Source organism: Cognatiluteimonas sedimenti, from assembly GCF_022808325.1.
Classification (GTDB): domain Bacteria; phylum Pseudomonadota; class Gammaproteobacteria; order Xanthomonadales; family Xanthomonadaceae; genus Cognatiluteimonas; species Cognatiluteimonas sedimenti.
In genome coordinates, this window is sequence record NZ_JALGCL010000004.1 from 26,929 (window position 1) to 51,447 (window position 24,519).

Here is a 24,519-nt window from a genome sequence, read left to right on the forward strand (position 1 = left end):
GATGCGGGAGTGGTTTCAGAGGGGGTGCGGCGTCGGGAACACGCGCCGGGCAAGGGAAAACTAGCACCGTGGTGGAGTGGCGGCAAGCGCGGCGGCGCGGACCCCGTTCACCTTGCGCGCGGGCAGGGGGCGCCGGCGAGGAAGGCGGAACGGCAGCCCGGGTGCCCGTTTGGATGGCAGCGCCGGGTCGCGGCGCCAGGCCCCGGGGGCCGGCGGCGGGCGCGGAGGCAGCAGGTCGCGCGATCGCGCGGTTTACAGCGCCTTGTCGATCATCTGGCTCAGCTGGGCCTTGCCGACCGCGCCGATCTGGGTGGCCTGCACCTGGCCGTCCTTGAACAGGAGCAGCATCGGGATCGAGCGCACGTGGTACTTCATCGCGGTGTTGCGGTTCTGGTCGATGTCGACCTTCACCACCTTGGCCTTGCCGGCATATTCGGCCGCCAGCTGGTCCAGCGCCGGGGCGATCATCTTGCAGGGGCCGCACCACTGCGCCCAGAAGTCGACCAGCACGGGCTCGTCGGACTGCAGCACGGCGCTGTCGAAATCGGCGTCGGTGGCGTGGATCACGGTGTCGTTCATGGGGGCTCCTGGGGAAATCGGCCCGGCGCGGCCGGGGAAGCGCCGGGGATACTGTTAAACTGGGGCGTTTCCACGGGGCTTCAAGCGCGCCGCAAGCGCGGCGCGACCCCGGGCGCCGACCGGCAGTCTGCTTCGCGGACGCCTCCCACGCAAGCGCGCCACGCCGCGCCGACCACCGGATTGCACTCCAGAACGCATGAGCGACAAGCCCCTTACCGATATTTCGTTTTCCTCCTTCGAGCTGCATCCGGCGCTGCTGGCCGGCCTTGAAGCCGCCGGATTCTCCCGCTGCACCCCGATCCAGGCGCTGACCCTGCCGATCACGCTGGCCGGGCGCGACGTCGCCGGCCAGGCCCAGACCGGCACCGGCAAGACCCTGGCGTTCCTGATCACGGTGGTGAACCGGCTGCTGACGCGGCCTGCGCTGGCCGAGCGCAAGCCCGAGGATCCGCGTGCGCTGATCCTGGCGCCGACCCGCGAGCTGGCGATCCAGATCCACAAGGACGCGGTGAAGTTCGGCAGCCAGCTCGGCCTGAAGTTCGCGCTGGTCTACGGCGGCGTCGACTACGACAAGCAGCGCCAGCTGCTGCAGGACGGCGCCGACGTGATCATCGCCACGCCCGGGCGCCTGATCGACTACGTCAAGCAGCACAAGGTCGTGTCGCTGCACGCCTGCGAGGTGTGCGTGCTGGACGAGGCCGACCGCATGTTCGACCTGGGCTTCATCAAGGACATCCGCTTCCTGCTGCGGCGGATGCCGGTGCGCACCGAACGGCAGACGCTGCTGTTCTCGGCGACCCTGAGCCACCGCGTGCTCGAGCTCGCCTACGAGCACATGAACGAGCCCGAGAAGATCGTGGTGGAGAGCGAGTTCATCACCAACTCCACGGTCCGGCAGCGGATGTACCTGCCGGCCGACGACGAGAAGATCCCGTTGCTGCTGGGCCTGCTGTCGCGCAGCGAGGGCGCGCGCACGATGGTGTTCGTCAACACCAAGGCCTGGGTGGAGCGGGTGGCGCGCGCTCTGGAGCGCGGCGGCTACCGGGTCGGCGTGCTGTCCGGCGACGTGCCGCAGAAGAAGCGTGAATCGCTGCTGGGCAAGTTCCAGAAGGGGCAGCTGGAGATCCTGGTCGCCACCGACGTTGCCGCGCGCGGCCTGCACATCGACGGCGTCAGCCACGTCTACAACTACGACCTGCCGTTCGACGCCGAGGATTACGTGCACCGCATCGGCCGCACCGCGCGCCTGGGCGCCGAGGGCGACGCGATCAGCTTCGCCTGCGAGCGCTACGCGCAGGGCCTGCCGGACATCGAGGCCTACATCGAGCAGAAGATCCCGGTCGAGCCGATCACCCCGGACCTGCTGGTGTCGCTGCCGCGCAAGCCGCGCGAAGGCGTCGAAGCCCAGGCCGAGGACGGCGAAAGCGTCAGCGCGATCTTCCGCGAGGCGCGCGAAGCGCGCGCCGCCGAGGAGCAGCGCCGTGGTGGTGGCCGCAGCAGTGGCGGCCGCGGCAGCCAGGGCAGCCGCAGCGCCGCGGGCGAAGGCCGCCGCGAACGCGGCCCGCGACCGCCGCGCCGGCAGGCTGTCGCCGCAGATGCGGCGCCAGCGCCAGAGGTCGCTGCCGCGGCGCCGGTTGCCAGCACCCGTGCGGCACCCGTCGAGGGCGAGCGCGCGCCGCGCAAGCGTCGCCGCCGTCGCGGCGGCAAGCGCATCGAGGGCGCCGAGGCGGCCGCGAGCGTCCCGGCGGCCAAGGCAGCGGGCCAGGCCCCGGTGAAAAAAGGACCGTCGGAAGTGGTCGCCACCCGCGTCGTGCCGCGGGCCCAGCCCGGCGCCGCCGACAAGGCGGGAACGGCCGGCGACGCGTCGCTGCTGTCGCGGATCGGTCGTGGCCTGAAATCGCTGGTCACCCGCGCGCCGCGTTCGCAACACTGACGCTGCCACGCCCAGGCGCAGCGACGCCCGCACGCGTCGCCCGCCAGGCAGGCCGACCCGTGGCGATTCGCCGCCCGATGGCGGGGTTGCGGTGAACCGCATCCGCAACCGTCTGCACCCGTCGCGCGCACATGCTGCCCGCCATCCGCCCGCATTCGCGGGTGGCCGTGGCCGCCCGCTCGGGCGATACTGCGACCTCCTTCGCCGCTGCACGACGCAACGCCCATGTCGGTCCTGCGCTTCGACAACGTCAGCAAGCAGTACCCCGGCGGCCACGTCGCCCTGAGCGACGTCAGCTTCGAGGTGGAGCCGGGCGAGATGCTGTTCGTGACCGGGCATTCCGGCGCCGGCAAGAGCACCTTGCTGAAACTCATCCACCTGGCCGAACGCCCCAGCCGCGGCGCGGTGCTGTTCGCCGAGCGCAACCTGCTCAAGGTGCGCGGCCGCCGGGTGCCGCTGCACCGGCGCGAGGTCGGGGTGGTGTTCCAGGACCATCGCCTGCTCACGGATCGCAGCGTGTTCGAGAACGTGGCGCTGCCGCTGATCCTGCGTGGCATGCGCCGCGGCGAGATCGGCAAGCGCGTGCGCAGCGTGCTGGAGCGGCTCGGCCTGGGCGCGCGCGAGCGCGCGCTGCCGACGCAACTGTCCGCCGGCGAGCAGCAGCGCGTCGGCATCGCCCGCGCCGTGGTGGCGGAGCCGCGGCTGCTGGTGGCCGACGAACCCACCGGCAACCTGGATCCGGCGCTCTCGGCCGAGATCATGGCGCTGTTTTCCTCGCTGCCCGAGCGCGGCACCAGCGTGCTGGTCGCCAGCCACGACCTGGGCCTGGTCAAGCGCATGAAGCGGCGGGTGCTGGTGCTCGACCACGGCCAGCTGGCCGACGACATCGCGCCGGAGGACCTGGCCGATGCGTGATGCCGGCAACAGCCCTGCCCGCGACCCGCGGCGCTCCGGCGTCGGCACGTGGATCGACCACCACCTCTACAGCTTCGCCGCGAGCCTGGGCCGGTTCCTGCGCCGGCCGTGGTCGACGGTGCTGACGGTGGGGGTGATGGCCGTGGCGCTGGCGTTGCCGCTGGGGCTGTGGCTGGTGCTGGGCAACCTCGCGCGCTTCTCCGGCGACGTGCAGCAGTCGCGCCAGCTCAGCGTGTTCCTGAAGCCGGCGGTCGATGGCGCGCGCGCGCAGGCGCTGGCCGTCGAACTGCGCGGCCGCAACGACATCGGCAAGGTCGAGCTGCGCACCCCCGAACAAGGCCTGGAGCAGCTGCGCGCCAGCGGCTTCGGCGATGCCATCGCCGCGGTCGGCGCAAACCCGCTGCCGAGCCTGCTGATCGTGACGCCGAAGGGCGACGAGGCCTTGCTGGCGACCTCGCTGCAGGCGTTGCCGGAAGCCGACATCGTGCAGCACGACGCCCTCTGGCGGCAGCGCCTGGACGGCTGGCTGCGCTTCGGCGGTCGGGTGGCGCTGGTACTGGCGGCGCTGCTCGGGCTGGGTGCGCTGCTGGTGGTCGGCAACACCGTGCGCCTGGACATCCAGTCGCGGCGCGAAGAGATCGGCGTGCTGCAGCACCTGGGCGCGACCGACGGTTTCATCCGCCGCCCGTTCCTGTACCTGGGCGCCTGGTACGGCCTCGCCGCCGGCGCGCTGGCGATCGGGCTGCTGACGCTGGCGGCGATCGCGTTGCGCGCACCCCTGGCGGAACTGGCCTCCAGCTACGGCAGCCGCTTCATGCTCGCCGGCTTCACCCTGCCGGTTGCGGCCGCGGTGGTGGCCGGCGCCACCGCGCTCGGCTGGCTCGGCGCCGGCGTCGTCACCGGGCATTTCCTGCGCCAGACCCGGCCGACGGACACCTGATGGGCACCCAGGACAATGCGCAGGACCTGCGCCACGTGGTCAGCGATGCGCCGCGCCTGCTGGTGGTCGATGGATCGAAGCTGGTGCGCAAGCTGATCGGCGACGTGCTGCAACGCGAACTGCCCAATGCGCAGGTGATCGCCTGCGACGGGCTGGCCAGCGCGCGCGCGGCACTGGCCAGTGCGCCGGTCGACCTGGTCACCACCGCGCTGGTGCTGCCCGACGGCGACGGCCTGGCGCTGGCGCATTCGGTGCGCGAGGCCGCCGGGCAGAGCTACGTGCCGGTGATCGTGGTTTCCGGCGACGTGCAGTCGCGGCTGGAATCGCGCAGCCTCAACGACGACGTCACCGACTACTTCGACAAGGCGCTGGGCCACAGCGCGCTGGCCGCCTTCATCCGCGGCTACGTGCAGCCACAACCGGTGCCCGGCGCGCGCGTGCTGTATGTCGAGGACAGCCGCGTGGTCGCCGCCGCCACCCGGCGCATGCTCCAGCGCCACGGCCTGGAGGTGTTGCACTTCGCCGAGGTCGAAGGCGCGCTGGAACACCTTCACCAGTATCGCGGGCGCGAGGACGGCGACCTCGGCGCCGACCTGGTGCTGACCGACGTCTACCTCAAGGGCGCACTCAGCGGCCGCGACCTGCTGTCGCAGATCCGCGGTGCCTTCGGCTACGGCAAGCGCGCGCTGCCGGTGCTGGTGATGACCGGCGACGCCAACCGCGACAACCAGAGCCAGCTGTTGCGCGAAGGCGCCAACGACCTGGTGCTCAAGCCGATCGAGGAGCGGCTGCTGGTGACCAAGACCCTGTTCCAGCTGCGCGTGTCGCGGATGCCGGAGCAGCGCGCGTTCGACGCGTGAGGCATCGCGGGGATGCGGACTGCAGGCGGGATGTCGTCGCTTCGGGAAGGGGTTCCACCCAGGCCGGGCCCGCTCAAGTCGCGCACCGATACTCGCCTGGTTGATCGGGCCCGCCCTGGGCGGAACCTCGGCGCGCGGCTGGCACGCGACTCCTGCGAATCCGCGCAGGGTCCAGCCGGGCCATGACCGCGGACCGCATCCAGCTCGAACCCTCGTGGAAGGCGCGCGTCGGCGACTACCTCCAGTGTGGGGAGATGCAGCAGCTGGCGGCTTTCCTGCGCCAGCGCAAGGCGGCCGGGGCGCGGGTCTACCCGCCGGGGCCGCGGATCTTCGCGGCGCTGGACGCCACCCCGTTCGATGCGGCCAGGGTGGTGATCCTGGGCCAGGATCCCTACCACGGCGCCGGCCAGGCGCATGGGCTGTGCTTCTCGGTGCCTCCCGGGGTGCCGATACCACCGTCGCTGGACAACATCTTCAAGGAGCTGCAGCGCGACCTCGGCGTCGCCCGCCCCGACCACGGCTGCCTGCTGCCGTGGGCGCGGCAGGGCGTGCTGCTGCTCAACGCGGTGCTGACGGTCGAGGACGGCCGTGCCGGCGCCCATGCCGGCAAGGGCTGGGAGGGCTTCACCGACCACATCGTCGAAACCCTGAACCGCGAGCGCGAGGGCCTGGTGTTCCTGCTCTGGGGCAGCTACGCCCAGGCCAAGGGCAAGGTGATCGACCCGCAGCGGCACCGGGTACTGAAGGCGCCGCACCCCTCGCCGCTGTCGGCGCACCGCGGCTTCATCGGCTGCGGCCATTTCTCCGCGGCCAACCAGTACCTGGCCCGCCACGGCCAGGCGCCGATCGACTGGGCCCTGCCGCCCCGCGCCGCCCTCGGCGAGGCCTGGACGGAGGCCTTGTGCGCTCCGGGTGCCGCCCCCACACCGGATTGACGGCCGCCGTGCTGTAGTGGGGATGGAGCACGCCAGTGTTCCATGAATGAAACGCAGGGAACCATCCAGGCCATTAGCAGTCATACATGGCCACTGCTAAAATCGCGCACATGACCGAGACCACCATGTCCCAAGCCCTCGTCGCCAACAACCTGCCGATCCCGTCCGCGCTCGGCTCGCTGGACGCCTACATCGGCGCCGTGCACCAGATCCCGGTGCTGTCGGTGGAAGACGAGCAGGCACTGGCGCGCCGCTTCCGCGACGACCAGGACCTCGACGCCGCGCGCGAACTGGTGATGTCGCACCTGCGCTTCGTGGTGCACGTGGCCCGCGGCTACAACGGCTACGGCCTGCCGCTGGGCGACCTGATCCAGGAAGGCAACATCGGCCTGATGAAGGCGGTCAAGCGCTTCGACCCGGCGGTGGGCGTGCGCCTGGTGAGCTTCGCGGTGCACTGGATCCGCGCCGAGATGCACGAGTTCATCCTCAAGAACTGGCGCATCGTCAAGGTCGCCACCACCAAGGCGCAGCGCAAGCTGTTCTTCAACCTGCGCAAGAGCAAGAAGCGCCTGGGCTGGTTGAACGCCGCCGAAGTCACCGCGGTCGCCAAGGACCTCAACGTCTCCGAGCGCGAAGTGCTGGAGATGGAATCGCGGCTGTCGGGCCGCGACATCGGCTTCGACCTGTCTTCCGACGACGACGACGACCACGCGCCGCCGGCACCCGCCGCCTACCTGATGGCGCAGGAAGACGATCCGTCGCAGGCCTACGAGCGCGCCGACAGCGAAGACCACCAGCTCGAGCTGCTGCGCGAAGGCCTGCTGCAGCTGGACGTGCGTTCGCGCGACATCATCAAGCGCCGCTGGCTCGATGCCGACAGCAAGGTCACGCTGCAGGAACTGGCCGACGAATACGGCGTGTCCGCCGAGCGCATCCGCCAGGTCGAGGCCAACGCGCTGAAGAAGATGAAGGCCCTGTTCGCGGCATAGGCCTGCTGCAACGCGCTCGCGGCGGACGGCCCGGGAAACCGGGCCGTTGTCGTTTGGTGGCGGCGGATCCGGAGCTGGGGATCTCCTGCGCAGGAATCGGATAGCGCCGCGCCACGCCGGGCGACATCCTGCGTGCTCCCGACCGGAGTGCAGCAATGGATTACGTCATCAGCGGCCTGCCGCTGCCGCCTTTCCAGCCCCTGTTCGAACTCGATGCCGCGGCCCTGCGCGCGCATGGCGCGGTGCGGGTCGTCGCCGATGCGCAGCCAGGGTATCCGTGCCGGATCACGCTGGAAGACGCGGCCCCGGGCGAAACCCTGCTGCTGTTGCCGTGGACGCACCTGGACCTCGCCACGCCCTACCGGGCGGGCGGCCCGATCTTCGTGCGCGAGGCCGCGCGTGCCCGGGCCGTGTTCCGCAACACGGTGCCGGAACAGCAACGCAGCCGCCTGCTGTCGGTGCGCGCCTACGATGCCGAGGGCTGGATGCGCGATGCCGAGGTCGACGAAGGCGTGCGCCTGGAAGCCCTGGTCGAACGATTCTTCGCCGACCCGCTGGTGGCGTTCCTGCAGGTCCACAACGCGCGCCGTGGCTGCTATGCCTGTCGGGTGGATCGCGCCTGACCGTGTCGATCCGCCGAACCCGCAGCTGCGGTGTTGGCCAGCCGCACTGCGTTGCCTGCCGGCATCGCCACGCGATCCAGCGCAGCACGACGGCGCACGCGCCCAGCGACGCGCTCGTCAATACAGGTCGAGCGGATCGACATCCAGCGACCACCTGGTCTTTCGGGATTCCGGCAGCGCATACAGGCGGGGCATCGCGGCCTCGAGCGCGGCATGCAATGCACGCCGGTCGGGGGACGACAGCAGCAGTTGCGCGCGCTGGTAACCGGCGCGGCGCGGCATCGGCGCCGGCAGCGGGCCGTGCAGTTCCAGTTGCGGGTCGGCGTCGCGCAGCGCCGTCTTCGCCGCCTGCAGGAACGCGTGCGCCGGCTCGGACTGCTTCGCCTCCGCGCGCAGCAGCGCCAGGTGCGCGAACGGCGGGAAACCGGCTTCCTCGCGTTGCGCGAGTTCGGCGTCGGCGAAGGCGTGGTAACCGCCGTGGACCAGGGTCTGCAGCAGCGGATGCCCGGGATGGTGGGTCTGCAGCACGACTTCGCCCGGCTTGTGCGCGCGCCCGGCGCGCCCGGCGACCTGCACCAGCAGCTGCGCGAGTTTCTCGCCGGCACGGAAGTCGGCGCTGAACAGGCCCTCGTCGACGCCGACCACCGCCACCAGGGTGAGATGCGGCAGGTCGTGGCCCTTGGCCAGCATCTGCGTGCCGACGAGAATGCCCGGCTGGTCGCCGAGCCCGTCCAGTAAGGCTTCCAGCGCATCGCGCCGGCGCGTGCTGCCGCGATCCACGCGCAGGACTGGCACCTGGCTGAACGCCTCCGCCAGGATTTCCTCCAACCGTTCCGTGCCCACGCCCTGTGGTTGCAGCGCGAGGCCACCGCAGTCCGGGCAAGCCGGCGGCGCCGCCTGGCGCGCGCCACAGTGATGGCACTGCAGCCGCCGGCCGGCGCCGTGGACGGTCATCGGCGCGTCGCAGCGCCGGCACTGCGCGCTCCAGCCGCAGTCGTGGCACAGCAGCACGGGCGCGTAGCCGCGACGGTTCTTGAACACCAGCACCTGGCCATCGCCGGCAAGCGCGCCGCGTACCGACGCCAGCAGTTCCGGCGACAGCCCGGCCTGCAGCGGCCGCTTGCGCACGTCGAGCACGCGCACCACCGGCGGCCGCGCCACGCCGGCGCGATGCGGCAGGCGCAGGTGCGCATGGCGCCCGTTGCGCGCGTTGTGCAATGACTCCAGCGACGGCGTGGCGCTGCCCAGCAGCACCGGCACGCCCAGCGCCTTGCCGCGCACCAGCGCGAAGTCGCGGGCGTGGTAGCGGATGCCGTCGAGTTGCTTGTAGCTGCCATCGTGTTCTTCGTCGACCACGATCAGGCCCGCGTCGGGCAGTGGCGTGAACACCGCCGAACGCGTGCCGACGATGACCCGCGCTTCGCCGCGCCAGGCTGCGGTCCAGACCCGGGCGCGCTCGTTGTCGTTGAGGCCCGAATGCAGGGCGTGCACGGGCACCCCGAGGCGCGCGCGGAAGCGCGCCAGCATCTGCGGCGTCAGCCCGATCTCCGGGACCAGCACCAACGCCTGGCGGCCGCGTGCCAGGCAATCGGCGATTGCCTGCAGGTAGACCTCGGTCTTGCCGCTGCCGGTGACGCCATCCAGCAACAGCGACGCGAAGCCGGCGCGGCTCGCGGCACGCACGGCATCGATCGCGGCCCGCTGTTCGGCATTGGCCACCGGGGCTTGCGCGGTCGGGATCGCGGCCAGGGCGTTGGCCGGGATCGCGATGCGCTCGGCCAGGCCGCGTTGCGCGAGGGCGCGCGCGGCGCTGCGCCAACCGGTACCGGCTTGGGCATCGAGCGTGTCCTCGTCGCAGGTCCGCGCGTGCAGGCGCTCGGCCAGCTGCCGCGGCCTGCCGGCGCGCAGGCGTGCCCATCCGGTGCGGCCGGCTTCGCTCAGTTGCCACGCCCAGGCGTGGGTGTCGGGCAGCGGCTCGCCGCGCCGCAGCGCCGCCGGCAGCGCCGTGGCCAACACCTCGCCCAGCGGCGCGTGCGTGTACCGCGCCAGCCAGCGCAGCGACTGCAGCAGCTCGCCGTGGAACAACGGCTCCGGATCCAGCACGCCGAGCAGCGGACGCAGCTGGGCGCCGTCCTGCCCCGGGCCGAAGCCGGTGACGATGCCGACCAGTTCGCGGTTGCCGAACGGCACCCGCACCCGGCTGCCAATGGCAGCAGCGCGCAGCGCCGCGCCCTGCGCCGGGAGGTAATCGAACGCCTGCGGCAACGGCAGCGGCAACGCCACCTGGCAGGCGGATGCGTCGGTGGCGGAAGCAGGCATCAGGCCAGTCTAGCGGTGGCGGTCGCCACCCTGGCGATGCCCCCGCGTGGACTTGCGGAGACTTGTTGTGACCGCCAGCAGGAAACCATCGCAAGTACAGGGCTGGAAAGGGATTTCCCCTTTATCCACACGAATTGTGGATAACCCTGTGCATGTCGCCCGGCCATTCGTGCGCAACGAAGCACATTCCTGCGTTAATCCGCCCATGGCGAAAAAAGTACCAAACTGACTTATTGCATGTTGATCAATGGTTTGCGCGTGAAACATCGTTGTAACGCGGCGTGGAGATAGCGTGAATGCTCCGTTCAGGGCGGCACCGATACTGCTGTGCACAACCGTTTGCGCTGGAATCCTTGCCCCGCCTCGCGGAGCACGGTTTCGCGGCTTGTCAAGCCGGTTCGTCGGACGCGGGCGCGCCGGTATGATGCCGGCGATGAAGTCGAGCCGATGACCGCGCGTACCCCCGCCCAGGCCGCCGCCGCGCCCGCCGCCATGACCGCTTTCCTGCGCGGGGTCGAACGCCGCGCGGCGTTGTTCGCCGCGCTCCAGTGCGGCGACGCGAGCGTCGGCGACGAGGCCCTGGTGGCCGCCCTGCAGGTCTTCGCGGCCGGCGCCCGGCAATGGCCGGTGGCCGACTGGCCGCGACGCTTCTGGAGCACGTTGCTGGCCGCGCCTGCCCTGCGCGGGGCTCCGGCGCAGTCGGGCTGGCCAGCGCCGTTCGGGTCGTTGGCAGGGCTGGGCCGCGGGCCACGCGCGGCGTTGCTGCTGCGGCTGGTGGCCGGACTGGCGGAACCCGATGCCGCCGCGGTGCTGGGCATCGCCGAACCGACCTACCGGCTGGCGCTGCAGCGGGCGGCCCCGCGCCGCGCCGACGGCAGCGCGGACGCGGATGCCTGGCAGGCACTCGACCAGGCCGCGCGCGAAGCCCTGCGCCAGCTGCCGGTGCCGCGCATGGTGCAACTCACGCAGATGCGCGAAGCCGCGTTGACGGTGCGCGGTCGGCAAGCGGAGATTGCCGCCGCACGCGGGCGCCGCGCGCCAGGCAGCAGGGCCGGCCGGCCATGCTGGCTGCTGCCATCGCTGCGTGCCGCGTTGGCGCTGTGCGTCGCGGCATTCGCGGCGACGTTCCTGTGGCCGGATGCCTGGCTGCCGCAGCGCGCCAGCAGCCAGCGCATCGAACTTGCGGCGCTGCCGTCGACCGACGCGCCAAGGGCGAACTTCGATGCCGCGACCGCGCTGCTCAGCCATCGCGATTTCGAGCTGCTGCTGTTCGCACAGACCGCCAGCGCCACGGACCAGGCGCTGCTGCGCGACCTCGAGTTCTACGCCTGGTACGCCGCCGGGATCGCGGCGCAACCGGCGAGCGCGTTGCCGTTGCCGGACGCGGCGCAACCGCTGCCCGACGCCCCGGCCGGCGGGCAGGAGGTCGGCAATGCGACGCCTTGAGCGGGCCTGCATGGCGGCTGTGCTGGCGGCTGTCGCCGTGGTGGCGGGCGCGGCGTTGCCGCCGGCGTTGCAGGCGCAACTGTCGAGGTTGCCGCCGCCGTTGCAGCAGCAGCTGCGCGCGCGCCAGGCGACCTTGCAGGCGCTGGCGCCGTGGCAGCGCCAGGCCCTGCAGCAACGGTCCATCGCCTGGGACGCACTGCCGCTGGCGCAACGTCGCGAACTGCGCGAACGCTGGCAGGCGTGGCAGGCACTGCCGGCCCGGGAGCAATGGCAACTGCGCACTGCGGCGACGGCGTTCGCCGCCCTGCCGCCGGAGCAGCAGCAGGCGCTGCGCGCGCGCTTCGAGGAACTGGACGAGAGCGAGCGTCGCGGCTGGCGGCTGGGGCCCGTGCTCGGCGCCGACTACGCCAGGCTGCAGCCGTTGCTGATGCAGGTGCCGGCGGCCCAGCGCGAGCCGCTGCTCGCGGTGCTGCGGGCGATGACGCCGGCCGAACTGGACGACCTGGCCACGCTCGCGCAACGCACCCCGCCGCCGGAGCGCGACGCGTTGCGCCGCGACCTGGTGTCCACTTCCGCCGCCAACCGCGCGGCATGGTTGCGGCTGCGGCTGGATCGTTAGCGAAGCACGCGCTCCAGGCGCGGCTCGGCATCGGCGCGCTGGTCACACCGGAAGGACGGCCCGGGCACGACCTGGTTGACGTTCGGGCAATGCCGCGCGACTGCGGTCAGGTCCCGCTCGGCGCATCGCTGGCCCGGGAAAGCTGCGCGAGGATCCGGCGGCTGGCGCGGAAGCGATTGCCGAAACGCGCGATGCCCTCGGCGCGCATCCGCGCGGCGTGGTCGCGCAGGTAGGCGTCGAGGGCGGCGCGGTCGCGCAGTGCGTATTGCACGCACAGCGCCGCTGTCCCGGAGGGTGGCGCCGGTTCCAGCACCTCGAAGATGCGGGCGGCGGTGAAGCCGGGCAGGGCGAGGATCCGGTCGACATGCGCGTGCAGCCAGGCGCGGTAATCGGCGGCGATCGCGGCCTCGATCTCCAGTGTCACCTCGTAGACGACGCTCACGCCCACACCAGGCTGGCGAGCACGGTGAAGGCCACGCCCAGCGACAGCAGCACCAGGTAGCACACGCCGAGCACGAAATACTTCAGCACGGTCATGATCCAGCCCTGGGCGTACACGCGCTTCTGCATGAGCAGCAGGTACAGCGGCATCCAGGCGAACAGCAGGCCCTCGCCGGCGCGGGCGAATCCGGCCGCCGCCGGCGCCGCGCGGCCCAGCGCCGAGAATCCGAACACCAGCAGCAGCGCCAGGCACAGGAACGCGTGGCTGTGCAGCGCGACGATCAGGTGCTCCATGTACAGCCGGCGCTTGAACAGGTAGGCGAGCTTGAGCATCAGCGCGAAGATCGGCAGCAGCACGAACAGCGTCGACGGCAACGCCCCGAGTACCGCATCCTTGAGCCGGTTGGGATCCTTGCGCAGCGCGGCGACGTTGTCGCGCCCCTTGCCGACCTGCTGGTTGATCCAGCGATTGGCGAAGCCGGGCAGCCAGCGCACCCGCACCGGATTGGCCACCGGGTCCCAGGGACGACCATTGAACTGCAGGTCGGGCGTTGCGTCGGCATCGGCCGCATCCCCGGCCGGGCGCGGCGGCGGCCCGCCATCCGTCCTGGCCTGCAGTTCGGCGATGCGCTTGCGCGCCTTGTCGCGCACGGCGGCGGCGCCGGCATCGATGCCGACGCGCGCGCCGGGCACGTTGCCCGGGATCTCGGCGCGCGCCTGCTCGAGTCCCTTCAGCGCCTGGTCGCGCGCGCGTTCCACCTCGGCCACCGTGGTGGCCTGCTGGAAGCTGTCGCCATTGTCGAACTGGATCGCGTCGGGGCCGAAGCTGAGCATCAGCTGCGCGACGAAGAAGGTGACGATGCTCAGGAACACGAACAGCCGCACCGGGCTGACGTAACGCACGCGGCGGCCGGCGAAGTATTCGCGGCTCAGGTAACCGGGGCGCGCGAACAGGGGCCACAGGGTGCGCAGCACGCGCGCATCGATATTGAGCACGCTGTCGAGGAAGTCGCCGATGATGCTGCTGAAGTGGCGCACCAGGCCGTTGACCGGCTGGCCGCACGCGTAACAGTGCGGGCCCAGCAGTGGCGTGCCGCAGTTCTGGCAGGCAGGCGCCGGCGCGGCGGTGGTTGCAGGCGTGCCGGCGGGTTCGGTCATGGCGCGTTCTCCGGGCGGTCGGGGCGGCGGCCGCTGCCGCGCCCGTTAAGATAGCGACTCGCCGCGACCCGGCGCCAGCGTCCGCGTCCCGCGGTGCGCGGCCGCAGTTGCCGCACGCCCCCCGATGACTGCTCCCACCCACGCCCCGCGCTTCGCCGGCGAAGTGCGCACGACCGCGATCCTCGCCGCGCCGCTGGTGGTCGGGCACCTGTCGACCGGCCTGATCGGATTCGTCGACAGCGTGATCGCCGGCCACCATGGCACCGCGACGTTGGCGTCGGTGGCGGTCGGCACGGCGTTGTTCTGGCTGCCGATGATGGTGCCGATGGGCACGCTGATGTCGCTGCCGCCCTCGGTGTCGCAACTCGACGGCGCCGGCCGCCGCGGCGAGATCGGACCGCTGTTCCGGCAGGCGCTGTGGTTGGCGGCGGGATTGGGCGTGCTGCTGTTCGCGTTCCTCAGCGTGGTCGGGATCGCGTTGCGGCCGATGGGGATCGCGGCGGACGTGCAGCCGGGCACGCTGGCCTTCCTGCATGGCATCCGCTGGGGCGTGCCGGCGCTGACGCTGTACCTGTGCATGCGCTACCTCAGCGACGGCCTGCACTGGACGCTGCCGACGATGCTGCTGGGTTTCGGCGGCTTGCTGGTGCTGGTGCCGCTGGGCTACGTGCTGACGTTCGGGTCGTACGGCCTGCCCGGTTTCGCCATCGAAGGCCGCGGCGCCGGCGGCCTGGGCATGGCGTCGGCGATCATGATGTGGGCGCAGGCGGCGGCATTCGCGCTGTACCTGTGGCGTTCGCCGCGGTTCGCCGACCTGCAGCTGTTCGCGCACCTGGAGCGCCCGCGCTGGCCGCCGATCCGCGGCCTGCTCGCCACCGGCCTGCCGATCGGCGTGACCGTGGCGATGGAGGGCAGCCTGTTCATCGTCACCGCGTTGCTGATCGGGCGCCTGGGCGCGGTGCCGGTGGCCGCGCACCAGATCGCGATCAACGTCGCCAGCCTCTGCTTCATGATCCCGATGGGGCTGGCCGAAGCCACGACCGTGCGCGTGGGCCATGCGCTGGGGCGCGGCAACGCGTTCGACGTGCGCCGCGCCGCGTTCGCCGGCTACGCGCTGGCGCTGGGCACGCAATCGTTCTCGGCGCTGGCGCTGCTGTGGGGCCACGACGCGGTGGTGGCGCTGTATACCCGCGATGCCGCGGTTGCCGCGCTGGCGGCCTCGCTGCTGCTGTATGCGGCGGCGTTCCAGTTCCCCGACGGCATCCAGGTGGTGTCGGCGGGCGCGCTGCGCGGACTCCGGGACACGCGCGTGCCGATGCTGCTGGCGGCGCTGGCGTACTGGGGCATCGGCATGCCGCTGGGAGCGGGGCTCGGGCTCTGGCTCGGCTGGGGGCCGAGGGGGATGTGGGTCGGCCTGATCGCCGGCCTGAGCGTTGCGGCGCTGCTGCTGTGCCGGCGCTTCCTGCGCAGCAGCGGCTTGGCCCGGGCTGCGGTCATCCCCACCTGAAGCGCTGTCGAAGGCGCGAGTGACGTTCGGGGCATGATTCCCCGTCCCGGCACCGTTACGCTGTCACCATGCTGTCCGGAGCCCGTGCATGAACCAACCCCGCCGCCGCGGCCCCATCGCCCGTTTCTTCCAGGGCCTGTGGGACGCGATGAACTTCACCCGTCGGCTGGTCTTCAACCTGCTGTTCTTCGGGCTGCTGCTGGTGCTGCTGGGCGTGCTCGCCGCTGGCGACGGCGCGCGCCCACTGCTGGATCGCACCACCCTGGTGGTCGCGCCCGAGGGCCGGCTGGTCGAGCAGTACAGCACCGATCCGGCCAGCCGCGCGTTCGCGCGCGCGTTCGGCGACGACAGCGCGCGCGAGGTGCAGTTGCGCGACCTGCTGCGCGCGCTCGACGCCGCCGGCAAGGACAAGCGCGTCGAGCGCGTGCTGCTGCGCGTGGACCAGCTGTCGTTCTCCGGCTACGCCTCGATCCGCGAAGTCGCCGACGCACTGGCGAAGCTGCGTGCCGCCGGCAAGCAGGTGGTGGCCTTCGGCGAGAGCTTCGACCAGAACCAGTACCTGTTGGCCGCGCAGGCAAACGAGGTCTACCTCGATCCGATGGGCGGGCTGCTGCTCGAGGGCCTGGGCCGCTATCGCCAGTACTACCGCGAGGGCCTGCAGGACAAGCTCGGCGTGGACGTGCACCTGTTCCGGGTCGGCGAATACAAGTCGGCGGCCGAACCCTACATCCTCGATGCGGCTTCGCCGGCGGCCAAGGAAGCCGACCTTTACTGGATGAACGACATCTGGCAGCGCTACCTCGGTGACATCGCGAAGGTGCGCAGGCTCACGCCACGGCAACTGGCCGCCGGCATCGACACCCTGCCGCAGGGGATCGAGGCGGCTGGCGGCGACCTGGCGCAGTACGCGCTGCGGCAGAAGCTGGTCGACGGACTCAAGACCGAGGAGCAGGTCGACGACATCCTCGCCGATCGCGGCATCGCCGATGCCGACGCCGAGGACGGCTTCCGCGAGATCACCCTCGACGGCTACCTGCGGCACATCGATCGCGGCATCGCCGCGGTCGACGAACGCCCGCAGGTGGCGGTGGTGGTGGCCGAAGGCGAAATCACCGGCGGCGAGCAGCCCCCCGGCACCATCGGCGGCGAATCGACTGCGGAACTCCTGCGCGCCACCCGCGACGACGACCAGGTCAAGGCGGTGGTGCTGCGGGTCAACTCGCCCGGGGGCGAGGTCTATGCCTCCGAGCAGATCCGGCGCGAAGTCGCCGCGCTCAAGGACGCCGGCAAGCCGGTGGTGGTATCGATGGGCGACCTGGCCGCGTCCGGCGGCTACTGGATCAGCATGGATGCGGACCGCATTTACGCCAATCCGTCGACGATCACCGGTTCGATCGGCATCTTCGGCCTGATCCCGACGATCCCGCGCACCCTCGATAAGATCGGCGTGCACACCGATGGCGTCGGCACCACGCCGTTCGCTGGCGCCTTCGACATCACCCGGCCGCTGGACCCGCAGGTCGGGCAGGTGGTGCAGGCGGTGATCGACAAGGGCTATCGCGACTTCACCGGGCGCGTGGCCAGGGCGCGCGGGCGCAGCGTGGGCGAGATCGACGCGATCGCGCGCGGCCGCGTCTGGACCGGCGCGCAGGCCAGGCAGCGCGGGCTGGTCGACCAGTTCGGCGGGTTGCAGGACGCGATCGCCGACGCCGCCACCCGCGCGAAACTCGGCAAGCCTGGCGCCTGGCAGGTGCGTTACATCGAGAAGGGCGCGACCCCGTTCGAACGCTTCTTCGCCCGGTTCGCCGAGAGCGGCATGGCGAGTGCGGTGCTGCGTGATTCCAACGTTGCGAAGGCGCTGCTGGCGCGGGCCTTGCCCCAGGCCAGGCACGACCTGCGCTTCCTCGACAGCGCGCTGCAGCCGGGCCGTGGCGCCCCGGTGAAGGCGCTGGCGTACTGCTTCTGCGGGCCCTGACACGGGCGGCACAGCGGCCGCGGGGGATTGAAAAAGCCGGGCTGGGCCCGGCTTTTTCATGCGTCCCGTGGTGGCCGCGGCGCCGGCGTCAGTTGCCGGGTCCCGGTTGCGTTGGCGCAGCAGCCGCTGGCGGCTGTTTCAGCGCGCGATAGCGCTCGACCGCGTCGGCCAGTTCGCTGTCCAGGCTGGCGCGGTCGCTGCGCTGCTGGGCGAGGATGCGCTGCTGCTTCAGCAGTTCGGCGTGCTGGTTGCGCAGGTTGGCCACGGTGGTGGCGGGCACCGGCTTGCCGGCCAGTTCCAGCCCGCTGGCCTGGTCGAGCAGGCTGACGATGCTGCGGCGCAGGTTGGCCTCGCCCAGGGTCGATGCCTTGAGCGCTTCGTCGAGCAGGCTGATGCGTTCGCCGTAGGCGCGACGCAGGTCGGCTTCGGTAGCGTAGGACTCGACCATCGCCAGGTCGCGGCGCAGGCGCGCGGCTTGCGCAGCGGCATCGAGTTCGGCCTGCCGCGCGGCGCTGGCGGCGGCGGCGCGCTCCTCCCCGGTCAGGGCGCGACCGACTTCACCGGTGTGCATGCCGCTGCTGGCGTTGATCTCGGTACGCGCCAGGTCGGTGGCACCGGGCGGCAGGGTGTCGCCGCAGGTCCGCTGGCCGTTCTGGTTCCAGCAATAAAGTTTCTTGGTCGCGGGCGTCGCGCCGCGCTTCTGCGCGACGGCCGTGGTGCTGAAGACCAGCAGGACAGCGATGGCGATGATGCGGATCGTGGTCATGGTTGCAGCCCCTGTTCTGCAAGTGATGAGCCGATGCGTCGTGATGACGGTTGCGCGTCGTGCTGGCGGCCTCAGGTCGCGGCGCAACCGTAACGCGCGCGATAGGCGAGCAGGCGCTCGCGCTGGGCGACAAGTTCCGCGCTTTCGCCGGCGAACGCAAGCAGGTCGTCGAGGCTGGCCACCGCGACCACGGCCACGCCGGCGTCCGCGGCCAGCGCCTGCGCGGCCGAACGCCCGCCGCCTTCGCCTGCCGCCTCCTGGCGGTCGAGCGCGATCGCGATCGCCACCGCCCTGCCGCCGGCGCCGGCGATCGTCGCCAGCGCCTCGCGCACCGCGGTACCGGCGGTGATCACGTCGTCCACCACCAGCACCCGCCGGCCCTGCAGCGGGGCGCCGATCAGCCTGCCACCCTCGCCATGGTCCTTGGCTTCCTTGCGGTTGAAGGCAACCGGCAGGTCGCGGCCGCGCCTGGCGTATTCGCAGGCCAGCGCGGTCGCCAGCGGGATGCCCTTGTAGGCCGGGCCAAAAATCATGTCGAAAGCCGGCAGGCCGGATTCGATGCCGGCCGCGTCCACGGCATCGGCGTAGCAGCCGGCCAGGGTCGCCAGCGCGGCACCGCTGTCGAAGCGCCCGGCGTTGAAGAAGTACGGGCTGTTGCGGCCCGACTTGAGCGTGAACTCGCCGAAGCGCAGGGCCTGTGCCTGCAGCGCGAGTTCGAGGAAGCGGCGGCGATGCGGTTGCATGCCGTTATTGTCCCACGCCGCCGTTGCCGAGCGCGCGCAGCATCAGGTGCTGCGGGCCGGCGCGGCCGCCGCGGACCAGTTCGCCGCTGTCGACGAAGCCGGCGCGGCGGTAGGCGGCAATGGCGGCGACGTTGCGGCAGTTCACCGTCAGCAGCAGCAGGCGTCGCGAAGGATGGCGTCGCTGCAGGTCCGCGCACAGGGCGGCGGCCGCGCGGCTGCCGAGCCCGCGGCCCTGCCAGGCGCGATCGAGCATGAACGCGCGCAGGCCCACGCTGGGCGCGCCGAGGTCGCGGCCGGCGACCGCGTTGGGGGCGAAGTCGAGGCGATAGAAGCCGGCAACGGTGTCGCCGGCCAGGATCGCCATCGCCTCGCTGCGCGGGTCGGCCTGCGCCTGTTCGAGGTTGAAGGCGGTGTCGCCGACATAGTCCGCTTGCCCGGGCGCGACCTGCAGCGCGCGCACGGCCCCGGCGAGCGTGGGATCGACCGGCCGGACCGCGATCGCGGCTGGCGCCTGGGTCCGGGGGGAAGACGCAACGGCCATGCCGCCCATGATACGGCCGTCGCTGGTGGCCACCCGCGGCATTGCTATCATCGATGAAACCGCGAACCGGGCCGTGCATGCGCATCATCAGCTTCAACGCCAACGGCCTGCGCTCGGCCGCTTCCAAGGGCTTCTTCGACTGGTTCGGCGCGCAGGACGCCGACATCCTCTGCGTGCAGGAGACCAAGGCGCAGGAGCACCAGCTCGCCGGCAGCGCGTTCCTGCCCGCGGGCTACCAGGCCTGGTTCCGCGATGCGACCACGAAGAAGGGCTACAGCGGCGTGGCGATCTACGCGCGCCGCGAGCCCGACGAAGTGCGCACGGCGCTGGGCTGGGCACCGTTCGATGAGGAAGGCCGCTACCTGGAGGCGCGCTTCGGCAACCTCAGCGTGGTCTCGTTCTACATTCCCTCGGGTTCGTCGGGCGAGCTGCGCCAGGGCTTCAAGTTCGAGGTGATGGCGTGGCTGCGCCCGATCCTCCAGCAGTGGCTGGCCAGCGGCCGCGACTACGTGCTGTGCGGCGACTGGAACATCGTCCGCAGCGAGCTCGACATCCGCAACTGGAAGTCGAACCAGAAGAATTCCGGCTGCCTGCCGCCCGAGCGCGACTGGCTCAACGACCTGTGCGCAGGCGACCAGGGCTGGGTCGACGCCTACCGCGCGCTGCATGCCGACGGCCAGGACTACACCTGGTGGAGCAACCGCGGCGCAGCGCGCGCCAACAACGTCGGCTGGCGCATCGACTACCAGTTCGCCACGCCGTCGCTGCGCGAGCGCCTGCGCGGGTGCGCGATCGCGGCCACGCCGCGCTTCTCCGACCACGCGCCGTTCACCGTGGACTACGCCCTGTGAGCGCCAAGGCCGCGGCGCCGGCGTCGTACAAGGGCTGGGCCGGGATCAAGCGCGCGTTCGCCACGCCATCGGCGATGACGCTGCTGGTGCTTGGCTTCGGCTCCGGCCTGCCGTTCCTGCTGATCGCGTCGATGACCTTGTCCACGCGCCTGCGCGACGTCGGCCTGGACCTGGGCAGCATCGGCCTGATCAGCCTGGCCAGCTTCTTCTACCTGCTCAAGTTCCTGTGGGCGCCGCTGATCGACCGCTACGCGTTCCCGCTGACCGCGTTCCTCGGCCGCCGGCGCTCGTGGCTGCTGGCCTCGCAGTTGCTGGTGGGCTTGAGCCTGGCCGCGCTGGCGGTGATGCGGCCGGAGCTGGGCGTCACCGGGCTGGTCGCGTGGGTGCTCATCGGTTCGTTCGCCGGCGCCACCCAGGATTCGGTGGTCGATGCCTACCGCATCGAGGTTGCGCCGGCGGCCGCGCAGGCGGCGCTGGCGGCGACCTATACGCTCGGCTACCGCTTCGGCCTGATCGTCGGCGGCGCCGGCGCGCTGTACATCGCCGACTTTCAGGGCTGGACGCCGGCCTACCTGTGGATGGCGGCGTTGATGCTGGTGCCGGTCGCGGCGACGCTGCTGTGCCGCGAGCCGGTCGCGCCCGAGGCCACGGTGGTGCGCCGGATCGATGTCGTCGGCGCGTTCTGGCAGCCGTTTTCCAGCTACTTCCGCAACAACGGCGTGCTGCTGGGGCTGGTGCTGCTGCTGTTCGTGGGCCTGTTCAAGTTCCCCGACCAGGTGATCGGGGTGATGGCCGGGCCGTTCTACCTGGACTCGGGTTTCAGCAAGTCCGACATCGCCACCGTGTCCAAGCTGTTCGGGATCTGGATGGGCATTGCCGGCGCGTTCGCCGGCGGCGTCGCGGTGGCCGCGTTCGGCTTCCGGCGGATGCTGCTGGTGGCGGCGCTCGGGGTGGCGCTGTCCAACCTCGCGTTCCTGCTGATGGCGCACCACCCCTCGGAGCTGTGGGCCTTCTACGCCGCGATCGCCGCCGACAACCTGTTCCAGGGCTTCGCCGGCGTGGTGCTGATCGCCTTCATGTCCGCGCTCACCGACCGCAACTTCACCGCCACCCAGTTCGCGCTGCTGGTGTCGCTGGCCAACCTGCCCGGCAAGTTCGCCGGCGGCGTTTCGGGCTACCTGGTCGAGGCGACGTCTTATGCGACCTTCTTCACCCTGAGCGCGTTGACCGTGGTGCCGACGCTGCTGCTGCTGGCGTGGCTGTGGCGGCGGATCCGCGACCGCGCCCCCGAGGACCCGGTTGCCGCGGCCGAGGGCTGAGCTTGCGGCCGGGCGCGCGGATGCGCAGGATGCGCAGAGCGTGAGGTAACGCCGGCCGTGCCCCACGCAGGACGCGACCAGGAGGTGCCATCGTGACCGACATCGTGTTGCGCGACATCGATCCGCTGCTGGCCGAGCGCATCAAGCGCCTTGGCGATGCCCGTGGCTGGTCGGTGCACGACACCCTGTTGCGGGTGCTGGAGCAGGGCCTGCACGCCTGCGAGGGCCACGGCGCGGTGCATTTCGAGGACAGCGAGACCGGCGCGCTGGAAGCGGCGATCGCGGCGATGGAGCAGGTGCCCAGCGACCCGGGGTTCGCGCTGATCGGCCGCGCGGGTGCGCCGCCCGCGCCGCCCGAGGACGAACCCGACCAGAGCATCAGCGCGCGCTTCAGCCTCGAATAGCGGCGCCGCGCGGTTGCGGTCAGGCGTGGTGGATGGCGCCGAGCACGCGCGCGCCGCGCGCACCGGTCACCGCCGGCAGGTTGCCGGGGCGCCCGGCCAGGGTCTCGCGCGCCAGCCAGGCGAACCCCATCGCCTCGACGAAGTCCGGGTCGACACCCAGCGCCGCAGTCGAATCGACCCGCACCGCGGGCAGGCGCGCGGCGATGGCCCGCAGCAGCCGCGGATTGTGCACGCCGCCGCCGCAGGCCAGCAGCCGTTGCGTGTCCGCTTGGGTCGCCAGCAACGCGTCTGCGATGCTGGCGGCAGTCAATTCGAGCAGCGTGGCCTGCACGTCGGCGGGGCGCTCGCCACCGCGCAGTCGCGCTTCGACCCAGTCCAGGTGGAACTGCTCGCGGCCGCTGCTCTTGGGCGGGGGCTGCGCGAACCACGGGTCGTCGAGCAGCCGCTGCAGCAACGCGGCATCGACCGCGCCACTGGCCGCGAATGCGCCGCCGGCATCGAAGGCGGCCCCGGTTTGGCGTTCGCACCAGGCATCCAGCAGCGCGTTCGCGGGGCCGGTGTCGAAGCCGCGCACGTCGCCGCTGCGCGGCAGCAGGGTCAGGTTGGCGATGCCGCCGAGGTTGAGCACCGCGCGCTGTTCGTCGCGGGAAAGCAGCAGCGCGGCATGCAGCGCCGGCAGCAATGGGGCCCCATGCCCGCCGGCGGCGACGTCGCGACGGCGGAAATCGCAGACCGTGGTGATGCCGCTACGCTCGGCGATGACGTTGCCGTCGCCCAGCTGCATGGTGAACGGATGCTGCGCACCGGGACGATGGCGCACGGTCTGGCCGTGGGAACCCAGCGCGCGTACGCGCGCGGCCGCCACGCCGGCTTCGGCGAGCAGCGTGGTGGCCGCGTCGGCGAAGGCGCCGGCGACCTGCACGTCGAGCATCCCGAGTTCATCGAGCGAGGTGCAGTCGCCGCCCTGGCCGAGCGCGACCAGGCGCGCGCGCAGGCCGTCGTCCCAGCCGAAGGTGCGGCCAAGCACGAGCGTGCAGGGTGCGTGCGGGTCGTCGCCCTCGAAGCGCACCAGCGCGGCATCGATGCCGTCGGCGCTGGTGCCGGAGATCAGGCCGAGGTACAGGGAGTCCATCGGCAGAGTGTAGTGCGGCGCCGCGGGCGCCGCGGCTTCAGCCCTTGCGCGCGGCCTTCGCCTTCGGCGGCGTGGTGTCGGCGTCGGCGTAGATCACGTCCTCGACCTTGCGGATCTGCGCCAGCGCCTTGCCGGTCTGGGCGCGGAACTGCGCCAGCGCCGCGCCGCGCAGCGGCTCCGGCGGCGGCATCGTCACCGCCAGCGGGTTGCGGTGCACGCCGTTGACGCGGAATTCGTAGTGCAGGTGCGGGCCGGTGGCCAGGCCGGTCATGCCGACGTAGCCGATCAGCGCGCCCTGCGCGATGCGCTGGCCGACGCGCTCCTTGCCGAAGCGCGACATGTGCCCGTACAGGGTGGTGTAGCCGCGGCCGTGGTCGAGGATCACGGTGCGGCCGTAGCCGCCCTTCCAGCCGACGAACGCGACCCGCGCGTTGCCGGCGGCCATGATCGGGGTGCCGCTGCGGGCGGCGAAGTCCACGCCCTGGTGGGCGCGGGTGCGGCCCAGGATCGGGTGCTTGCGGGCGCCGCTGAAGCCCGAGCTGATGCGCGTGTACTGCACCGGCATGCGGATGAACGCCTTCTTCAGCGGGCGGCCGTCGGCGGTGAAGTACTCGGCCTTGCCGTCGTGCTCGAAGCGGAAACCCGAATACAGCTTGCCGTGCGCGGTGAAGGTGGCGGCCTGGATGTCGCCGGTGCCGATCAGCTCGCCTTCGCGCCAGACCTGGTCGACCACCACGCTGTAGCGGTCGCTCGCGGCGACGTCCTCGTTGAAGTCGATGTCGTACTTGAAGATGTCGTCGGTGAGCTGGCGGATCGCCTTGCCCGACAACCCCTGCCTGCGCGCCGACCAGAACAGCGAACGCCCGACCTCGCCGCTGATGACCACGGTGCGGGTGGTGGTGGGCCGCTCGATCACGCGCTCGCGGACCTCGTCGCCGACCAGCGACAGCTCGACCCGATGGGTGTCGTCGCGGTCGTAGCGCAGGCTGCGCAGCGTGCCGTCGGCGCCGATGTCGAAGCCGATCTCCGCGCCCGGGCGCAGGCGCGCGAGCGTGCTGCGCGCATTGGATTTCTCCAGCAGCTTGTGCATGGTCGCGCTGGGGAGGTCGAGTTGTTCGAACAGCGCGCCGAGGGTCTGCCCGGGTTGCACGGTGAGCAATTGCCAGTTGTCGCCGGCCGGGGCGCGCCGCTTCGCCAGCGGCAGCGCCGGCAAGGCCAGCGCCAGCGTGGTGCGCGGCACCGCCAGCGATGCCTGCGTGGCGACGGGATTGGAGAAGCCCGGAACGATCGCGGCGACCAGCGCGCCCAGGGTGGCGAACAGGCTGGCGTGCGCCCAGTGGCGGCGGGTCCAGCGGCCGTTGAACGCAGCGGGCAGGTGTTTGGCGAGGACCTTCCGGTGCAGCGCGGCTTCGCGTAGCTTGTCCAGGCGCGCGCGGCGGCCGCTTCGGCTCTCGGGCAAGCTCATGCTTGCAGGCCCATGATGTTCGGCTTCATCAGCTCAGCTCCCCCGGGGTCCGATGTGAT

Annotated in this window: 22 protein-coding genes and 2 pseudogenes; 15 read left to right on the forward strand and 9 right to left on the reverse strand. The window is 71.6% G+C overall.

All coding sequences use genetic code 11. The annotated features are described in order from the left end of the window. Window positions 1–252: 252 nt before the first annotated feature. Window positions 253–579 carry a thioredoxin TrxA gene (trxA, locus tag MQC88_RS10920; RefSeq protein ID WP_243321959.1) on the reverse strand — a complete coding sequence of 109 codons (327 nt, stop codon included), beginning with the start codon at window positions 577–579 and terminating at the stop codon, window positions 253–255. Window positions 580–775: 196 nt separating this feature from the next. Here trxA and rhlB point away from each other — a divergent pair, with 196 nt between their 5' ends. From rhlB to MQC88_RS10955, 8 genes and pseudogenes are all read left to right on the forward strand, one after another. Next, entirely contained in the window at window positions 776–2,512 is a 1,737-nt protein-coding gene (gene rhlB / locus MQC88_RS10925; protein WP_243321961.1) for an ATP-dependent RNA helicase RhlB, read from the forward strand. Between the two features lie 225 nt (window positions 2,513–2,737). Further along, entirely contained in the window at window positions 2,738–3,427 is a 690-nt protein-coding gene (gene ftsE, locus MQC88_RS10930) for a cell division ATP-binding protein FtsE (RefSeq protein ID WP_243321963.1), read from the forward strand. Further along, window positions 3,420–4,367: a permease-like cell division protein FtsX gene (gene ftsX, locus MQC88_RS10935; RefSeq protein WP_243321965.1), complete on the forward strand. Its 948-nt coding sequence runs from the start codon at window positions 3,420–3,422 to the stop codon at window positions 4,365–4,367. Before ftsE ends, ftsX begins: the two co-directional genes overlap by 8 nt. Continuing rightward, window positions 4,367–4,886, forward strand: a pseudogene (locus MQC88_RS13135) (response regulator); the annotation flags it as partial. The gene ftsX and the pseudogene MQC88_RS13135, both read left to right, overlap by 1 nt. Then, window positions 4,865–5,227: pseudogene (locus MQC88_RS13140) on the forward strand (response regulator); the annotation flags it as partial. The pseudogenes MQC88_RS13135 and MQC88_RS13140, both read left to right, overlap by 22 nt. Window positions 5,228–5,409: 182 nt before the next feature. Continuing rightward, window positions 5,410–6,162, forward strand: a complete 753-nt coding sequence (gene ung / locus MQC88_RS10945) for a uracil-DNA glycosylase (RefSeq protein WP_243321969.1) — start codon at window positions 5,410–5,412, stop codon at window positions 6,160–6,162. Window positions 6,163–6,272: 110 nt separating this feature from the next. Beyond that, a complete protein-coding gene (rpoH, locus tag MQC88_RS10950; protein WP_243321971.1) occupies window positions 6,273–7,151 on the forward strand; it encodes an RNA polymerase sigma factor RpoH in 879 nt (292 codons plus the stop codon). A gap of 155 nt (window positions 7,152–7,306) precedes the next feature. After that, entirely contained in the window at window positions 7,307–7,774 is a 468-nt protein-coding gene (locus MQC88_RS10955; protein WP_243321972.1) for a DUF1203 domain-containing protein, read from the forward strand. A gap of 117 nt (window positions 7,775–7,891) precedes the next feature. Here the strand turns inward: MQC88_RS10955 and MQC88_RS10960 are convergent, their stop codons facing one another. Continuing rightward, the gene (locus MQC88_RS10960) at window positions 7,892–10,093 is read right to left on the reverse strand and encodes a primosomal protein N' (protein ID WP_243321973.1); all 2,202 of its coding nucleotides are present in this window, start codon (window positions 10,091–10,093) and stop codon (window positions 7,892–7,894) included. Between the two features lie 447 nt (window positions 10,094–10,540). Here MQC88_RS10960 and MQC88_RS10965 point away from each other — a divergent pair, with 447 nt between their 5' ends. Together MQC88_RS10965 and MQC88_RS10970 are read left to right on the forward strand one after the other, a co-directional pair. After that, window positions 10,541–11,539 carry a hypothetical protein gene (locus MQC88_RS10965; RefSeq protein WP_243321974.1) on the forward strand — a complete coding sequence of 333 codons (999 nt, stop codon included), beginning with the start codon at window positions 10,541–10,543 and terminating at the stop codon, window positions 11,537–11,539. Next, complete coding sequence (locus MQC88_RS10970) at window positions 11,526–12,158, forward strand: DUF3106 domain-containing protein (RefSeq protein ID WP_243321975.1); 633 nt, start codon at window positions 11,526–11,528, stop codon at window positions 12,156–12,158. Before MQC88_RS10965 ends, MQC88_RS10970 begins: the two co-directional genes overlap by 14 nt. 106 nt (window positions 12,159–12,264) lie before the next feature. Here the strand turns inward: MQC88_RS10970 and MQC88_RS10975 are convergent, their stop codons facing one another. Further along, window positions 12,265–12,600 carry a DUF4286 family protein gene (locus MQC88_RS10975; RefSeq protein WP_243322002.1) on the reverse strand — a complete coding sequence of 112 codons (336 nt, stop codon included), beginning with the start codon at window positions 12,598–12,600 and terminating at the stop codon, window positions 12,265–12,267. Further along, window positions 12,597–13,757 carry a DUF3667 domain-containing protein gene (locus tag MQC88_RS10980; RefSeq protein WP_243322004.1) on the reverse strand — a complete coding sequence of 387 codons (1,161 nt, stop codon included), beginning with the start codon at window positions 13,755–13,757 and terminating at the stop codon, window positions 12,597–12,599. Before MQC88_RS10980 ends, MQC88_RS10975 begins: the two co-directional genes overlap by 4 nt. Window positions 13,758–13,881: 124 nt before the next feature. Here MQC88_RS10980 and MQC88_RS10985 point away from each other — a divergent pair, with 124 nt between their 5' ends. Continuing rightward, window positions 13,882–15,264: an MATE family efflux transporter gene (locus MQC88_RS10985; protein WP_243322006.1), complete on the forward strand. Its 1,383-nt coding sequence runs from the start codon at window positions 13,882–13,884 to the stop codon at window positions 15,262–15,264. A gap of 88 nt (window positions 15,265–15,352) precedes the next feature. After that, window positions 15,353–17,239 (forward strand): signal peptide peptidase SppA, encoded by a 1,887-nt coding sequence (sppA, locus tag MQC88_RS10990; protein ID WP_243322008.1) that lies wholly within the window; start codon window positions 15,353–15,355, stop codon window positions 17,237–17,239. A gap of 88 nt (window positions 17,240–17,327) precedes the next feature. Here sppA and MQC88_RS10995 read toward each other — a convergent pair whose 3' ends face one another. From MQC88_RS10995 to MQC88_RS11005, 3 genes are all read right to left on the reverse strand, one after another. Further along, window positions 17,328–18,005: a hypothetical protein gene (locus tag MQC88_RS10995; protein WP_243322011.1), complete on the reverse strand. Its 678-nt coding sequence runs from the start codon at window positions 18,003–18,005 to the stop codon at window positions 17,328–17,330. A 71-nt stretch (window positions 18,006–18,076) separates the two neighbouring features. Further along, window positions 18,077–18,748, reverse strand: coding sequence for an orotate phosphoribosyltransferase (gene pyrE / locus MQC88_RS11000; protein WP_243322013.1), 672 nt, complete (start codon window positions 18,746–18,748; stop codon window positions 18,077–18,079). A 4-nt stretch (window positions 18,749–18,752) separates the two neighbouring features. Next, window positions 18,753–19,289, reverse strand: coding sequence for a GNAT family N-acetyltransferase (locus MQC88_RS11005; RefSeq protein ID WP_243322015.1), 537 nt, complete (start codon window positions 19,287–19,289; stop codon window positions 18,753–18,755). A gap of 77 nt (window positions 19,290–19,366) precedes the next feature. Between MQC88_RS11005 and MQC88_RS11010 the strand changes: the two genes are divergently transcribed. The 3 genes from MQC88_RS11010 to MQC88_RS11020 all read left to right on the forward strand — a co-directional run bounded on the left by MQC88_RS11010 (window position 19,367) and on the right by MQC88_RS11020 (window position 21,863). Next, a complete protein-coding gene (locus MQC88_RS11010) occupies window positions 19,367–20,140 on the forward strand; it encodes an exodeoxyribonuclease III (protein WP_243322018.1) in 774 nt (257 codons plus the stop codon). Next, window positions 20,137–21,459 (forward strand): AmpG family muropeptide MFS transporter, encoded by a 1,323-nt coding sequence (locus MQC88_RS11015; RefSeq protein ID WP_243322020.1) that lies wholly within the window; start codon window positions 20,137–20,139, stop codon window positions 21,457–21,459. Before MQC88_RS11010 ends, MQC88_RS11015 begins: the two co-directional genes overlap by 4 nt. A 92-nt stretch (window positions 21,460–21,551) precedes the next feature. Then, on the forward strand, window positions 21,552–21,863 hold the full coding sequence (locus MQC88_RS11020) for a hypothetical protein (protein WP_243322022.1): 312 nt from the start codon (window positions 21,552–21,554) through the stop codon (window positions 21,861–21,863). A gap of 19 nt (window positions 21,864–21,882) precedes the next feature. Here the strand turns inward: MQC88_RS11020 and MQC88_RS11025 are convergent, their stop codons facing one another. Then, on the reverse strand, window positions 21,883–22,995 hold the full coding sequence (locus tag MQC88_RS11025; protein ID WP_243322024.1) for an anhydro-N-acetylmuramic acid kinase: 1,113 nt from the start codon (window positions 22,993–22,995) through the stop codon (window positions 21,883–21,885). Window positions 22,996–23,032: 37 nt separating this feature from the next. Continuing rightward, window positions 23,033–24,460, reverse strand: a complete 1,428-nt coding sequence (locus tag MQC88_RS11030) for a peptidoglycan DD-metalloendopeptidase family protein (RefSeq protein WP_243322027.1) — start codon at window positions 24,458–24,460, stop codon at window positions 23,033–23,035. Between the last annotated feature and the right edge of the window lie 59 nt (window positions 24,461–24,519).